Source organism: Acinetobacter sp. WCHA29 (assembly GCF_002165335.1).
GTDB lineage: Bacteria > Pseudomonadota > Gammaproteobacteria > Pseudomonadales > Moraxellaceae > Acinetobacter.
In genome coordinates this window covers 102,000-117,338 of the sequence record NZ_NHRQ01000003.1, presented here as the reverse complement: position 1 = coordinate 117,338, position 15,339 = coordinate 102,000, and the positions used below count along the sequence as shown (strand labels likewise).

Annotated in this window: 13 protein-coding genes and 1 riboswitch; of the genes, 1 reads left to right on the top strand and 12 read right to left on the bottom strand. The window is 41.6% G+C overall.

Annotation, left to right across the window (positions count from 1 at the left end; translation table 11 throughout):
• Positions 1-71: 71 nt before the first annotated feature.
• The 11 genes from recJ to CDG59_RS03290 form a co-directional block, all read right to left on the bottom strand.
• A complete protein-coding gene (gene recJ / locus CDG59_RS03345; protein WP_087543597.1) occupies positions 72-1,766 on the bottom strand; it encodes a single-stranded-DNA-specific exonuclease RecJ in 1,695 nt (564 codons plus the stop codon).
• A gap of 6 nt (positions 1,767-1,772) precedes the next feature.
• On the bottom strand, positions 1,773-2,426 hold the full coding sequence (gene pdxH / locus CDG59_RS03340) for a pyridoxamine 5'-phosphate oxidase (RefSeq protein WP_087543595.1): 654 nt from the start codon (positions 2,424-2,426) through the stop codon (positions 1,773-1,775).
• A gap of 12 nt (positions 2,427-2,438) precedes the next feature.
• Entirely contained in the window at positions 2,439-3,776 is a 1,338-nt protein-coding gene (glmM, locus tag CDG59_RS03335) for a phosphoglucosamine mutase (RefSeq protein WP_004678999.1), read from the bottom strand.
• Between the two features lie 126 nt (positions 3,777-3,902).
• Complete coding sequence (gene guaB / locus CDG59_RS03330) at positions 3,903-5,369, bottom strand: IMP dehydrogenase (RefSeq protein ID WP_004659900.1); 1,467 nt, start codon at positions 5,367-5,369, stop codon at positions 3,903-3,905.
• A gap of 141 nt (positions 5,370-5,510) precedes the next feature.
• Positions 5,511-5,876 carry a YkgJ family cysteine cluster protein gene (locus tag CDG59_RS03325; protein ID WP_004659898.1) on the bottom strand — a complete coding sequence of 122 codons (366 nt, stop codon included), beginning with the start codon at positions 5,874-5,876 and terminating at the stop codon, positions 5,511-5,513.
• Between the two features lie 104 nt (positions 5,877-5,980).
• A complete protein-coding gene (locus CDG59_RS03320; protein WP_087537047.1) occupies positions 5,981-6,778 on the bottom strand; it encodes an MBL fold metallo-hydrolase in 798 nt (265 codons plus the stop codon).
• A 158-nt stretch (positions 6,779-6,936) separates the two neighbouring features.
• On the bottom strand, positions 6,937-7,512 hold the full coding sequence (locus CDG59_RS03315) for a TMEM165/GDT1 family protein (protein ID WP_087537048.1): 576 nt from the start codon (positions 7,510-7,512) through the stop codon (positions 6,937-6,939).
• 84 nt (positions 7,513-7,596) lie between these two features.
• Positions 7,597-7,737: riboswitch (yybP-ykoY riboswitch) on the bottom strand.
• A gap of 34 nt (positions 7,738-7,771) precedes the next feature.
• Positions 7,772-8,059, bottom strand: coding sequence for a hypothetical protein (locus CDG59_RS03305; RefSeq protein ID WP_046739814.1), 288 nt, complete (start codon positions 8,057-8,059; stop codon positions 7,772-7,774).
• 136 nt (positions 8,060-8,195) lie between these two features.
• Positions 8,196-10,163, bottom strand: a complete 1,968-nt coding sequence (locus CDG59_RS03300; RefSeq protein WP_087543594.1) for a 2-oxo acid dehydrogenase subunit E2 — start codon at positions 10,161-10,163, stop codon at positions 8,196-8,198.
• 2 nt (positions 10,164-10,165) lie between these two features.
• Complete coding sequence (gene aceE / locus CDG59_RS03295) at positions 10,166-12,883, bottom strand: pyruvate dehydrogenase (acetyl-transferring), homodimeric type (protein WP_087543592.1); 2,718 nt, start codon at positions 12,881-12,883, stop codon at positions 10,166-10,168.
• A gap of 205 nt (positions 12,884-13,088) precedes the next feature.
• Entirely contained in the window at positions 13,089-13,790 is a 702-nt protein-coding gene (locus tag CDG59_RS03290; protein ID WP_087543591.1) for a M23 family metallopeptidase, read from the bottom strand.
• A gap of 106 nt (positions 13,791-13,896) precedes the next feature.
• Here CDG59_RS03290 and CDG59_RS03285 point away from each other — a divergent pair, with 106 nt between their 5' ends.
• A complete protein-coding gene (locus CDG59_RS03285; protein ID WP_087543589.1) occupies positions 13,897-14,337 on the top strand; it encodes a DUF721 domain-containing protein in 441 nt (146 codons plus the stop codon).
• Between the two features lie 98 nt (positions 14,338-14,435).
• On the opposite strand, the gene lpxC is transcribed toward CDG59_RS03285, so the two are convergent.
• Positions 14,436-15,338 (bottom strand): UDP-3-O-acyl-N-acetylglucosamine deacetylase, encoded by a 903-nt coding sequence (gene lpxC, locus CDG59_RS03280; protein ID WP_005156853.1) that lies wholly within the window; start codon positions 15,336-15,338, stop codon positions 14,436-14,438.
• Position 15,339 lies beyond the last annotated feature (1 nt).

Below are 15,339 nucleotides of genomic sequence, written 5' to 3'. Positions count from 1 at the left end.
ATGCCCTGTAAATATTTACAGGGCATTTTTGCTTTAAATGTAAAGTATAGGACCGTTAATGATGCGGACTCTTATTGAGATAAATGCACAATTTGTAATTGCAGACTCGTATTGCCATTAAAAACGTTACGTTCCAATGTATAAACGAGATCAACATGACCCAGCATCGGATTGAACTCAAAACGGTCTGCCGCATTAAAAGCGATTGCATCGATAATTTGCTGTCCTAAAGATACTTTCAGTTTTAAATGCTGATCTTTAAGCCAGCGATAATCCATCACTTTAAATCTTCCCTCAAATTGGGGAATTGGAAATTTTTGTCCCCAAGGACCTAGCCGATCAATCCAGTCTAGCGTTTCAAGATGTAAACTAGCATCAGTTAACTTACCATCTGTCCATAGAGTCGCTTGGAATAAATTTTCATCCATTTCAGCAATTGATTGAATAAAAACTGTTTTAAATTCATCAAAATTATCTTTTTTTAAGGTCAAACCTGCTGCTGCTGCGTGCCCACCAAAATGACTGACCAAATGGGGGTATTGTTCCGCCACCTGTTCAATGCTGTCGCGAATATGAATACCTTCAATCGAACGTGCAGAGCCTTTAATATGTATCCCATCTTCATCAGGAGCAAATACTAAACTTGGTCGGTGAAACTGTTCCTTTAGACGCCCAGCTACAATCCCTATTACCCCTTGATGCCACTGTTCATCAAACATCACCAATGCGGCAGGTAAAGAATCTGCTTGTAGCTGTACATGCTGTAATGCACTGATCGCTTGCTGTTTCATCTCAGCTTCAACTTGACGACGTTCTACATTCAGTTGATTGAGCTGCTGTGCAATTGGATAGGCTGTTTCTAGATCTGGAGCCAATAAACACTCAATACCTATTCGCATGCTCTCCATACGACCAGCCGCATTAATTCGAGGGCCGATCACGAAACCTAAATCTTGAGCGCGTAAACTTGCAGCGTCTCGTTTTGCGATATCCAATAACGCTAAAATTCCTGCACGACATTGATATTGCTGAATTCTTTTTAAGCCAGCATCCACTAAAATACGGTTATTATAATCAAGCGATGCAACATCAGCATAAGTTCCCAATGCAACCAAATCCAGATATTGCGTGACCTTACTGCTACTTTTTCCCTGCTGAGCGCGATGCGATGACAACTTTGCCAGCACATAAAATGCCACCCCAACCCCAGCCAATGCTTTGCTTGGAAAGTCACAGCCCAACTGGTTAGGATTCACCACCGCCTCTGCGGATGGAGTTGGTTTGGTGGTCAAATGATGATCGGTAATGATGACCTGCATACCTAAAGCTTGAGCAGTCCCCACCCCTGCATGACTGGAGATTCCATTATCTACAGTAATCAAAAGATCTGGTTGATAGCTTTGCTTTGCCAATTCAGCAATTTTAGGGGTTAAGCCATAACCATACTTAAAGCGATCAGGCACTAAATATTCAACGTTCGCCCCCATTTCTTTAAGAACTAAGATCATCAATGCAGTACTGGTCGCACCATCGGCATCATAATCGCCAATAATGACAATCTTTTGCTGCTGATCAATCGCCTGATCGATCAGTTCAACCGCCGTGTCCAACCCCTTGAGACTGGGTGGAAGCAGATGCTTGAGTTTAAGCTCAAGTTCCTGTTCAGACTGAACGCCACGTCGTGCCAATATTTCAGCAATAAACGTAGGCACGCCCTGAAATTGTTCAGGGCGTGTCAAAAATGGTCTTGGTTGAATTTGAATCATGGTCGTTTATGGCATCAAGCGTTGAATAATCCAAAGTCCATTTTGTTTTTCATAACTCAAACGGTCATGTAAACGGTTTGGTCGTCCTTGCCAGAATTCATAATAATCTGCATCTAAGCGATAACCACCCCAAAATTCGGGTTTATCCAACTCCGCTCCATGTACTTGGTTTTGTAAGTTTTGAAAACGCTGTTGTAATAACTCACGGCTTTCAATGACACCACTTTGTGGCGTACTAATATGTGCTGCAATCTGACTGTCACGTGGACGCTTATGGTAATAATCCGTCGATTCCTGTTCTGAAATCCTGGAAACCTGACCACCGATACGTACCTGACGTTCTAAACTCGGCCAGTAAAATAAAAGTTCAGCATAAGGATTTTCCGCAAGGTCTAATCCTTTCTGACTATCATAATTGGTGTAAAAATCATAACCAGCTTCTGTTGCACCACGTAACAAAACGGTTCGGACGTGTGGGCGACCTTGAGTATTTGCTGTCGCCAAAGACATCGCATACGGTTCATGTAATTGAGCAGTGAGTGCATGATTGAACCAACTCAAGAATTGCTCATGGGGATTTACACTGATCTGGGATTCGTGTAACTCACCTTGTTCATAACTTAAACGAAGTTCACTCAGGTCTTTAATGACATCATTCATTATTACTCTCCTTTAAGCAGCTTGAGCATGAGCTCTGACTGCATCGGCTAAATGATTTGCGATGGCATCCACTTCCTGCTGTTGATCTCCTTCTACCATAACTCGAATCACAGGTTCAGTACCTGATTTACGAATCAAAATACGTCCACGCCCAGTCAATTGTTGTTCAGCTTTTTCAAATTCAGCAACAAGAGCAGGAACAGCATATGGATCAATCATATGCTGTAAACGAACATTGATTAACACCTGTGGAAATAATTCAAAGTCTGCAACTAATTCATGTAATGCTTTCTCTTGCTCAACCATCACCGTGAGCACTTGTAAGGCAGCAATAATCGCATCGCCTGTGGTGCTCTTATCCAATGTTAAGATATGACCTGAAGGTTCACCACCTGTGACCCAACCATTTTCTTCTAATGCCTGTAATACATAGCGATCACCGACTTTTGCGCGTACAAAACCGACATCCGCTTTTTGTAATGCTAACTCAAGTGCCATATTACTCATGACTGTTCCAACAATACCTGCTGGTTTATTTTTGGCCTGAGTAGCAAGGATATACAGAATATGATCACCATCTACCAGCTGACCATTTTTATCCACCATCACGACACGATCTGCATCACCATCAAACGCAATACCTAAATCGGCTTGGTGATCAACTACAGCCTTTTGTAGAAATTCAGGATGGGTTGATCCACAATTTTCATTGATATTTAAGCCATCTGGTTCATTAAAAAGCGGGATTACTTTTGCACCTAGCTCTCTAAAAACTGAAGGACCAACGCTATATGCTGCGCCATTAGCACAATCCACTACAATTTTGAGATTACTAAGATCGAAGTGGTATGGAAATGTTGATTTACAGAATTCGATGTATCGGCCATTTGCATCTTTTACACGAACACTTTTACCTAGATTCGCCGTATCATCAATCACTAAATCTTTTTCTAATTCTTGATTGATCTCATTTTGTAAGGCATCTGGGAGTTTTTTACCTTCACCTGAGAAAAATTTAATCCCATTATCAAAGTAAGGGTTATGTGATGCTGAAATCACAATACCTGCATGTGCATGCAAAGCACGTGTTAAATGCGCTATAGCAGGCGTTGGTAATGGTCCCAACAAATGCACATATACACCTGCTGCGTTTAAACCTGCTTGGAGAGCTGCTTCTAGAATATAACCTGATAAACGCGTATCTTTACCCATAACCACAATTGGTTTGTTTTTAGGACTATTTCTTTTTAATACTTTTCCTGCTGCAAATCCTAATTTTAATGCAAATTCAGGGGTAATCGGCATTTGTCCAAATTTGCCACGAATTCCATCAGTTCCAAAATAGCTCATTCTTTACTCGCTTTCTTATCTTTATATGACGTATCGTCATATCATTTTTCATCTGTTTTACTTTACACCAAAACAAAAAAACCGTCAGTGGACTGACGGTTTTTTTATTGCCAAAATTACTAAAGATCAACCTACACGATAGTTTGGTGCTTCTTTAGTAATCGTCACATCATGAACATGTGATTCAGACATGCCTGCCGAAGTAATTTTCACAAATTTTGCATTTTGACGAAGATCTTCAATCACAGATGAACCTGTATAGCCCATAGAAGAACGTAAACCACCCATCATTTGATGGATGATATTGCCCATTGGACCTTTATATGGAACACGACCTTCGATGCCTTCTGGGACCAACTTTTCAGCACCCGCTTTAGAGTCTTGGAAATAACGGTCAGCAGAACCTGTTGCTCCCGCCATTGCACCCAATGAACCCATACCACGATACGCTTTATAGTAACGACCTTGGAAAAATTCAACTTCACCTGGCGCTTCTTCAGTACCAGCAAGGAGTGAACCGACCATGATCGTGCTCGCACCTGCGCCAATCGCTTTTGCCATATCGCCAGAGAAACGAATACCGCCATCTGCGATCAATGGAATTTGATCTTTTAGTGCATTGGCAACACTATCAATTGCCGAAATCTGCGGCATACCAATACCTGCCACAATACGTGTCGTACAGATCGAACCAGGGCCAATACCCACTTTAACGGCATCTGCACCTGCATCTAACAATGCTAAAGCTGCATCACCTGTTGCAATGTTTCCACCAATCACTTGAACTTGTGGATAATTTGTTTTTACCCAACGTACACGTTCAATTACACCCGCTGAGTGACCATGTGCCGTATCTACGACAATTACATCTACACCCGCATCGACTAATGCTTCCACACGGCTTGGTGTTTCTACACCTGTACCGACCGCAGCACCCACACGTAAACGACCAAGGTCATCTTTACAGCTGCTTGGATAGCTTTCCGCTTTACGGAAGTCAGTGACTGTAATTAAACCTTTGAGTTCATTGTGTTCACCAACAACTAGAACTTTTTCAATACGATGCTTTTGTAGCAATGCTTGAATATTTTCTTTCGACTCACCTTCACGAACAGTCACTAAACGGTCTTGACCTGTCATGATATTGCTTACTGGTTGTTCAAGATTGGTTTCAAAACGAGTATCACGACCTGTGACAATACCCACAACTTTGCCATCTTTTACAACAGGTACACCACTAATATTATTCGCTTGGGTAATTGCAATAAGTTCACGTACTGTCGTTTCAGGCGTTACTGTGATTGGGTCTTTCACCATTCCAGCTTCGAATTTTTTTACACGGCGTACTTCCGCAGCTTGTGCAGCGATATCCATGTTTTTATGCAAAATACCAATACCACCATTTTGCGCCATTGCAATCGCCATACGAGACTCAGTCACCGTATCCATTGCAGCAGAAACGAGAGGGATATTCAGTTGAATTCCGCGAGTTAAACGTGTCTTTAAGGAGACATCTTTTGGGAGAACAGTTGAGTAGGCAGGAAGTAATAAGACATCATCGAAGGTTAACGCTTCTTGAACGATGGTCAGCATAACAATCTCACTGGTAATTTCCGTGAGCTATTATAAACAAATTTCGATGTGATTTTCATTTTCTATGATGAAAATAATTTGATAAGCGCGTAGAAACGCTTCACTACGACGCCTTATGTCATTTAAGCAACATCGATACAGTTAACAAACTTGATCATAATTCTCATTATTTTCTGAATCTTGTTGTTCAATATTAATCAATGGGATGAGATTGTGCGCAAGTCGTGCTTTATTACAATGATCATCCGCAATCTGAACCTCTTTACACGTTGAGCTTCGAATGGCGTAGATCGAACAACTGACTTGCTGTCCTACTTCTCCTTGTAATGCGATACATTTGACTTGAGCTTGGTTGGTACCTTTCATACAAGAATAAACGGCTGTGAGCGGTTCGACCATGTTTGCAGGCATCCGTTCTGCCTCAGCCCAATAAAAAGAAACACGATAATTTGCACAGCATGCACCACAACTCACGCATGCATCTGAGCTTGCAACTTGAGACAACATTTTTCTTAAAATTCTCGTTATCAAATTAATTTTTTGTAACTTGAATCCTAAGAAAAGTTGTTGATGAACACAATAGATTTATAGAAAAAATATTATGAATTCACTTAGGTAGGACAACTAAACACATACTCATTCATTAAATCTACGCCACATTCCAGACCCTCAATCCAGTCCAGAAACTGGTTGATCATCTCTTTTCCAACAAATGCGGTGCCATGCTGCGGCACAATCATGTCGAGGTCCATCTGGCGAACCATATTCACCCATAAACGGATGACCTTGTTGGAACACATATAACGCTGGTGGAAGCCTTTCATCTTCTTGATGTGAGCTTCAAAATCGGCAATCGGCTGGCTGGCATCATCAACAATTGAGGCACCCATATCCCCTGAAAAAAGAATTTTGGCGACTGGATCATAAAACTGGAAGTTGCCCACCGAATGCAAAAAGTGAGCAGGAATCGCTACGATTGCTGATTCACCTAAAGGAATCACTTGTCCAGTATCGGCAAGCTCAATTAAGCGCTCTTCCCAATTCCCTTTCATTCGATCACTCATAAATGCTGAGTTTAAATGCGGTAAAAAGCGTGCCCATAATTTAGATGCCACTACTTTCGCATCGGTATAAACTAACCAACGTGGCATCGAAGTAATAATATCGGGGTCTTGATGGGATGCCATCACATAATCCAAATTTTTCAATTTGGTATAGCGGTTTAACTCCATGGTTAAAGGAACATAGGTGAGATCACCACCTGGATCTAGAACCGCTGCACGATCGTGATCAATAATTAAAAATTGATTGGCTTGAATGCCTTCGCCCTTGACCAAACTGGTAAAACTAATGCATTTATGCGTACCATTATCAAATAGTATTTGCGATGTAGTCCGCTCAAAACTCATATCAACCCCATAAAAATTCTTTAAATATAAAATATTTTAATTCCTTAATAAAATAATGGGATTTTATTATTGTTTCAATCAAATATTGTACTTTTATCATAATTTATAAAAAAAGATCCATGCATAAATGATGGATCTTTTTTGCGATTTAAATTTAATTAGAAGAAATAATGCTGTACCAAGGTTGAAATACCAACGACTAAGAAAATCGCAGCACCAATTTTATGAATAAGTGAAATTGGTAACTTATCAGCTAACTTATCGCCGATAAATACTGCTGGCGCATTCGCCAACATCATGCCAAGCGTTGTACCACACATCACCCAAAAAATACTGTCAAAACGTGCAGCTAAAGCAACTGTAGCAATTTGGGTTTTATCACCAATTTCAGCCAAGAAAAATAGAATAAAAGTTGCACCAAATACGCCGAATTTTTGCCATTTATTAATACTTTCAGTTTCATCCCCTAATTCATCAGGAATGAGCATCCAAATCGCCATACCAATAAAACCAAGTGCCAAAATCCATAATAGAATTTCAGGACTTAGGACAGTCGTAATCCATTGACCTAATACCGCAGAGATACCATGATTAATCGTGGTAGCCAGTAAAATTGCAATTAAAATCGGAACGGGTTTACGGAAACGTGCCGCGAGTAATAATGCCAGCAATTGTGTTTTATCGCCCATTTCAGCAAGGGCAACAATTGATGTGGAGATGAGGAATTCATACATAGTTGAATACTCTGGCTAGCAAAATATACCGATGACCTACCCCTCCTGCTAGCCAAAATCAAGTAGATTGATGCAGAGTGGTAAATCAAAGGTCTTGCCAACAAAAGCACAGCTAAACAGCTGTTCTTGGTTCTTTGCTATGATGACCATGTTCTGTGGAACAATTATGTTGACCATCACCTCTTTACTTTGCGTAAAGAGCGGCTACTCCCCAATGAAGTGATATTAGTTTATCAAACTCTTTAAATTTTTTAAATCACTATGCCCAAAATTTTTGGTAACCCCAAATTAGCAAACGGGCAATCCCCAATAACAAAGCTAAATTCACACTCAAGCCAAAAAAACCAAAAATCCCCCAACCACTTGCACCGCCAACATTTTGAGCTTGATACTCCATGCTAACCACAATTGTTGCAGCTAACACTTCCAAACCCATGACGATATACATCACCCAATCTGATGCAAAATGTAGAAAATTGACCCACAAGCCCATTAATACAAAAATAATCAGTAATATCGGTAATACAACTCGATAAATGATTAACATCCTTGCTCCTTATTCCGAATAAATACTTCTTTCAACTATATTAATTTTAGACAAAAGCTTGCACAAATAAAGTCGATTTTTTAATGCTATAAAATAGAAAACCTCGCATATGCGAGGTTTCCATCGTTAAAAAGTACTAGAGCAATAGGCTACGAATATCTTTTAAAAGCTTGGTCAACTTATTGGTAAAACGTGCTGCGTCAGCACCATTAATCACACGGTGGTCATAAGACAATGACAACGGCAACATTAAGCGCGGATCAAAGTCTTTACCATTCCACACAGGTTGCATGGTTGCAGGAGATATACCTAAAATCGCGACTTGCGGCCAATTGACCAACGGCGTAAATGCAGTACCACCAATACTGCCTAAGCTAGTAATGGTAAAATTGGCACCTTGTAGATCTTTCGGTGACAATTTACGATCACGGGCTTTTTGGCTGAGTTCAGCCAATTCTGCTGCAATTTGCTTAATTGATTTTTGATCAGGATTGCGTAATACAGGCACTGTTAAACCATCTGGGGTTGCAACCGCAATACCCATATGAATTTCGTTACGCAATAATACTGACTTCTGATCATCAGCCAAATGCCCCGCAAAATACGGCTCTTCTTTTAACAAGTGCGCAACCGCTTTGGCAATAAAGGCCAAGATGGTTAAGCTCAAGCCTTGTTTTTTAAAGCCATCTTTCAGTTCGGCACGCCATGCTTCAAGCTCGGTAATATCCGCCAAATCAAACTGCGTCACTTGCGGAATAAAGTTATTCAATGACAGCTGTGGCACAGACACTTGCTGTAAACGCGTCATCGCTTTCACTTCACCGCCACCAAATGAACTAAAGTCTGGTAACTTCGGCAAGCCTGAAGCCACTGGAGCGGCTTGCGTAGCAGCAGTCGATTGTGGTGCGGTCAGACGTGTTTTCACATAAGCAAAGACATCGTCCTTCATCACACGACCGTGCTCACCTGATGCTTTGACCTGCCCAAGAACAACACCTAACTCACGTGCCAGTTTACGCACGGCTGGACCCGCATAGACCTTGGCATTGTCAGCTTCTTGCGCTTTGGTCAGTTTCTCAGCTTGTGCAGGCGCACTTGGGGCTGCTGTCGCTGCCGCCTGTGGTTTTGCTGGTACTGCTTGAGTCGCAGGCGTAGCGGCTGATTGAGCTTTTGGCGCTGCTGTTGGTGCAGCGGTCGAGCCACTCACTTCAATCGTTGCTAATACCATGCCTTGACGAACTTCTTGATTCGCAGACACATGGATTGCTTTCACAATCCCTGCAACCGAGCTTGGTACTTCAACCGATGCCTTATCTGATTCAACCACGCATAGGCTTTGTTGAGCTTCAACACGATCACCAACATTGACCAGAATTTCTGAAACAAGAGCTTTTTCTACACCTAGATCAGGTATTTCAATTTCAACATGACCCGTTGAGGTATTCGTTGCAACTGGTACCTCAATCGTTGCGACTGGCGCTTCTGTTTGAGTTGGAGTTGCTTGTGGTTCTGGTGCAGCAGCCAAACTTGCAGTCTTGACCTGAATCAAGACCACACCTTCCTTAATGCTATCGCCTTCTTTAATCTGGATCGCTTCCACAATCCCCGCAACCGAGCTTGGGACTTCTACAGTCGCTTTGTCCGATTCAACCACCACAATACTTTGTTCAGGTTCAATCTGATCACCCACTTTGACCAATACTTCTGCAACCAGCGCTTTTTCCACACCAATATCGGGAACTTTTACATCCACAATCTGGCTTGCTGTCTCTGTTGGAGCAGCAACTGGTTGTGCTTTTGTTTCAGCTTCGACAGGTTTTACTTCTGCTTTTGGCGCTTCTGACTTCGGTGCATCGTTTGCAGGTGCTTCAGCGGCAGACTCAGACTCTAACTCAATCAATGCGATGCCTTCAGTCACTTCATCGCCCTGTTGAACCAGAATACTTTTAATGATCCCTGCCGCAGTGCTTGGTACTTCTACCGTTGCTTTATCTGACTCTAAAACCAGAAGGCTATCGTCCACTGCAACATGATCGCCGACTTTGACCAAGATTTCTGCAACAAGTGCTTTATCTACGCCAATATCAGGTGCTTGGATTTGCATAATTATTTCCCCTCACCTGTTTGTGTTTCATTGTATTCAGCAACTGCCTGGACTTCTGGATGCGCTTGTGGCGCCCATGCCACTGGACGATCCGTATCTAATTCAAAATTAGAAATTGCATCTTTCACTAAACGTGCATCTACTTCGCCTTCGTCCGCTAGTTTTTTCAAAGTCGCAACCACGATATGTGCAGCATCAACACCAAAGAAACTACGTAAGTTAGCACGAGTATCTGAACGACCATAACCATCTGTACCTAATGCAACAAATGGACGACCATCTGGTAAATATGCACGGATTTGTTCACTGTACGCACGCATATGGTCTGTCGCAGAAACAACAATACCTTCAGTACCACGTAACTGTTTAGATACCCAAGATTCTTTCACTTCTTCAGCAAGCGGGTGTAAGCGGTTATATTCTTCACATGCCATCCCATCACGTGACAACTCATTGAAGCTGGTTACACTCCAAACGTTTGAATGGATTTGGTATTCATCACGTAAGATTTTCGCAGCTTTGATCACCTCACGAAGAATGACGCCTGAACCCAGTAATTGAACTGTTGCTTTTTCATCTTTTTCGAACAAGTACATACCACGTTTAATGCCTTCCTCAGCGCCTTCTGGCATTGCAGGATGCTCGTAGTTTTCGTTCATTACGGTTAAATAATAGAACACTCGCTCTTGGTTCACATACATGCGTTGTAAACCATCGTGTACGATCACAGCCAATTCATAACCAAAACATGGATCATAAGATACACAGTTTGGAATGGTGTTCGCCAAGATATGTGAATGACCATCTTGGTGCTGTAAACCTTCACCATTCAATGTGGTACGGCCAGCAGTCGCACCAAGTAAGAAACCTTGTGCCTGCGCATCACCCGCAGCCCATGCAATATCCCCAATACGTTGGAAACCAAACATTGAGTAGTACATGTACATTGGAATCATCGGCAAGTTATTGGTTGAATAACTGGTTGCCAATGCAGCCCACGCACTCATCGCACCTGCTTCGTTAATCCCCTCTTGCAGCATGTGACCGTCACTTGCTTCACGATAATGCATCAACTGTTCTTGATCTTCAGGCGTATATTTTTGACCATGCGCAGCATAAATACCGAGCTGACGGAACATCCCTTCTAAACCGAAAGTACGTGCTTCGTCTGGAACGATTGGAACGACACGGTCTTTAATTGCTTTTTCTTTCAATAATGCAGCAATTAAACGAACCATCAGCATCGTGGTCGATTGCTCTTTACCGCCAGAGCCATTTAATACAGCATCAAATACTGATAATTCAGGAATCGCTAAAGTTTCACTTTCTTTGCGACGTGCAGGCAAATAACCACCTAGTGCTTCACGACGTGCCTTCATATATTTCAATTCAGGCGAGTTTTCGCTTGGACGATAGAAAGGTACTTCTTCTAATTGCTCATCGTTAAATGGCAAATTGAAGCGATCACGTACATATTTTAAAGATTCGATTTGCATCTTTTTGATTTGATGCGTTTTGTTTACTGCTTCAATTTCATCAGACAAACCATAACCTTTAACAGTTTTCGCTAAGATTACAGTTGGTTGACCTTTGGCTGTACATGCTTCTGCATAGGCTGCAAAAACTTTGTACGGGTCATGACCACCACGATTTAGATTATCAATATCTTCATCGCTTAAGTCTTTAATCAACTCAGCCGCTTCTGGGTATTTACCAAAGAATTTTTCGCGTGCATATGCACCGCCCTTCACTTGTAAGCGTTGGTATTCGCCATCCAGTGTTTCTTCCATAACCGCTTTTAAAGCACCAGTGCTGTCTTTAGCCAGTAGTGGGTCCCAATGACGGCCCCACACCACTTTAATGACACGCCATCCCGCACCACGGAATAAAGATTCTAATTCTTGAATAATTTTACCGTTACCACGTACAGGACCATCGAGACGCTGTAAGTTACAGTTCACCACCCAAATCAGGTTATCCAGCTTTTCACGACCAGCAAGTGAAATTGCACCCGTACTTTCTGGCTCATCCATCTCACCATCGCCCAGATATGCCCAGACTTTACGATTTTCTTCTTTGATTAAACCACGATTCATCAAGTACTTTTGAATGTGTGCTTGGTAAATCGACATAATTGGACCCAAACCCATGGATACAGTTGGGAATTGCCAATAGTCCGGCATTAAATACGGATGTGGATAACTCGGAAGACCATTACCACCCACTTCACGGCGGAAATTATTCAATTGATCTTCAGTTAAACGCCCTTCCAAAAATGAACGTGCGTAAATACCAGGGGCACAGTGTCCTTGGTAATAAATCATATCTCCGCCAAAGTTATCGCTATTTGCGCGGAAGAAATGATTAAAACCAACATCATATAAGGTTGCAGACGATGCGAAACTCGCAAGGTGACCACCAAGATCATCGCCTGTTTTATTGGCACGTAATACCATCGCCAAGGCATTCCAACGAATCAAAGCACGAATACGACGCTCCATATCTTGGTCGCCTGGCATCGCTGGTTGTTCTTCAACAGAAATCGTATTGAGATAAGGTGTATTTAAGCGTTGGATCGGAACATGTTTTGCAATAGCCTGTTGATAAAGTTTTTCTAATAAGAATGCGGCGCGTTCCGTGCCCATATGTTGTAATACTGAATCAAATGCTTCTTGCCATTCCTGGGTTTCCTGCGCGTCTGAGTCGCCATAAAACGCCATACAATTCACCTTTTCCCTTAAGTTATTTTGACCTTATATATTTATCATGTTTTGGTGCTATGGAGGTATCGCCCCAAATGAATACAAATTCCCTTAATATTTTCTTGCTAAATAGTCATTGACTCAAATGAAACAAAAAACATAAAAAAACGCCAATTAAGGCGCTTTCTTTTTAAATTTAATATACAACTGTTAACAAATTAACTTAAGGCAACATGGCAAGATAAGTTGTTGGATTTTTACGTTGACCATTTTTGACAACTTCAAAATGCAAATGTGGTCCTGTACAACGTCCAGTACAGCCTACATTGGCAATATGTTCGCCTGCACTAACGCGATCACCCGCATTCACCATTAAGCGTGAAGCGTGAGCATAACGAGTGATATAACCGTTGCCATGATCGATTTCAACATATTGACCATAACCTGACCCCCAACCTGATTTGGTTACAACACCAGAACCTGTTGAATAAATAGGTGTACCTGATGGTGCCGCTAAATCAACGCCTGAATGATGACGGGTTGAACCCAGTAAGGTTCGGGTTCCCCAAGAGGAACTCACACGTCCTTCCTGTAATGGATGGCTCACCATCCACGAATAACCTGTGTTTGCAGAGAATGTCGGTGCATTGTCCTGAGAGGAGATTGCTGAACGACCATATTTCTTTTCAATGGTGGCGTTGTTCAGTTCAATGGTTTTTTCACGTAGTTTAACAGACACGTTCGAAATGGCTGGCAGATCCAGATCATCTGGATGTGTATATGAACCCTGTGCCAGCGTTTGTGACAACTGTTCCAGACGGTCATCTGCTGTTGTCTGGGTGATATTCTGGTAGTCTGCAAAAGCAACTGAAGCAGCTGACGCAGCCAATGAAAATGCGAGTAAAATACGACGCGTATGATGCATAAAAAACCTCTTGAAACCGTCCTTAAAAAGTTCCTTGATCATCTCTTCCTTGATCAGAGTCGAACTGAACGCTTAAGATGGACACACAACCTCCGAGGAAGTTCACATGTCTGAACCTAACAACGTTTTTCAACAGAAAGGACAACACATAAAAACTGGAAACCTAACGTTTCTAACAGCGCAAGTGAACCAATGGAAACAACTTACGAAAATTATTCAACCTATACTGCCCCAACCAGAGCAATGGCAGGTTGTTTGTTATCAACATGGCGTTCTGATCATAACTGGTGAAAATCAAGCGATGATTAGTCAACTCAGCTATTTACAAAGCAACTATGTTGCGCAGTTAGCTCAATTAGAAGGACTCAAAGACTTACGAAAAATCCAAGTTCGCCTAAGAAACAAAATGAATGTTCCTCGTGAACCTTCTCCCCCATCTAAAACACTTTCTTCAGAAACCCAAGAGCAGTTACGCAGCGCCGCTGAATATGTGAGCGACCCTAAGCTTAGCCAAGCTTTACTACGTTTGGCAAGCAATAAAAAGTAAACTACTTATCTTAAGTATTGAAATATACACTTATTTTATGTGAACTAAATCTCAACTTTTATTGTTATAATATAACATAACCAATAAAAGACAATGACTTATATCACACTCACATAAGAAATTGGACAATCATTATCGTTATTAAATGTTACAATTTCATAACTGCTCGGATCATTTTGAACATTGCGTAACAGCTGATTATTGAGTGCATGCCCTGATTTATAGCCATCAAACTTAGCAATTACCTGATGACCCAATAAATATAAATCACCAACAGCATCTAAAATCTTATGACGCACGAACTCATCAGCAAAGCGTAATCCCTCTTCATTGACCACACCTGTATCATCAACACCAATCGCGTTCTCTAAACTCGCCCCTAAAGCCAGATTATTCGCCTTTAAATAATCAAGATCTTTCATAAAGCCAAAAGTTCGCGCTTCACTGACTTCGTATACAAAAGTTTCCGTTGAAAAATCAATCGACACGGATTGGTATTCTTTAGCAAATGCGGGATGATCAAAATCAATCGTAAAATTGAGTTGAAAACCTGAATGCGGGGTGAAAATAGCACGCTTATCTTCAATAAGTGCTTCAACAGGTTTTAGAATTCTAATAAATTTCTTTGGTGCATCTTGCTCTGCTAACTCACCTTGCATGAGTAAATAGATAAATGGACCTGCACTGCCATCCATAATAGGTACTTCAGAAGCAGAGACCTCGATGATTAAATTATCAATGCCTAATCCCGCTATAGCACTCATCACATGCTCAATCGTACCGACTTTTATATCTTCTCGCACAAGATTGGAACACATAAATGCTTCTTGAATGAGTAAAGCATTCGCAGGAATTTCTACAGGAGGATTGAGGTCAATACGGCGAAAGATAATACCTCCATCAATATGGTGAGGAACAAAATTAATCAGCACCTTTTGACCACTATGCAGACCAATACCGCTCGCTTTCACCACACGCTTGAGAGTACGTTGTTTCACCATA

Coding starts and splice junctions, on each gene's coding strand:
- CDG59_RS03285 (WP_087543589.1), top strand. CDS start 13,897: ATGTCTGAACCTAACAACGTTTTTCAACAGAAAGGACAACACATAAAA.
- pdxH (WP_087543595.1), bottom strand. CDS start 2,426: ATGAATGATGTCATTAAAGACCTGAGTGAACTTCGTTTAAGTTATGAA.
- lpxC (WP_005156853.1), bottom strand. CDS start 15,338: ATGGTGAAACAACGTACTCTCAAGCGTGTGGTGAAAGCGAGCGGTATT.
- guaB (WP_004659900.1), bottom strand. CDS start 5,369: ATGCTGACCATCGTTCAAGAAGCGTTAACCTTCGATGATGTCTTATTA.
- CDG59_RS03320 (WP_087537047.1), bottom strand. CDS start 6,778: ATGAGTTTTGAGCGGACTACATCGCAAATACTATTTGATAATGGTACG.
- aceE (WP_087543592.1), bottom strand. CDS start 12,883: ATGGCGTTTTATGGCGACTCAGACGCGCAGGAAACCCAGGAATGGCAA.
- CDG59_RS03300 (WP_087543594.1), bottom strand. CDS start 10,163: ATGCAAATCCAAGCACCTGATATTGGCGTAGATAAAGCACTTGTTGCA.
- CDG59_RS03305 (WP_046739814.1), bottom strand. CDS start 8,059: ATGTTAATCATTTATCGAGTTGTATTACCGATATTACTGATTATTTTT.
- CDG59_RS03325 (WP_004659898.1), bottom strand. CDS start 5,876: ATGTTGTCTCAAGTTGCAAGCTCAGATGCATGCGTGAGTTGTGGTGCA.
- CDG59_RS03315 (WP_087537048.1), bottom strand. CDS start 7,512: ATGTATGAATTCCTCATCTCCACATCAATTGTTGCCCTTGCTGAAATG.
- glmM (WP_004678999.1), bottom strand. CDS start 3,776: ATGAGCTATTTTGGAACTGATGGAATTCGTGGCAAATTTGGACAAATG.
- CDG59_RS03290 (WP_087543591.1), bottom strand. CDS start 13,790: ATGCATCATACGCGTCGTATTTTACTCGCATTTTCATTGGCTGCGTCA.
- recJ (WP_087543597.1), bottom strand. CDS start 1,766: ATGATTCAAATTCAACCAAGACCATTTTTGACACGCCCTGAACAATTT.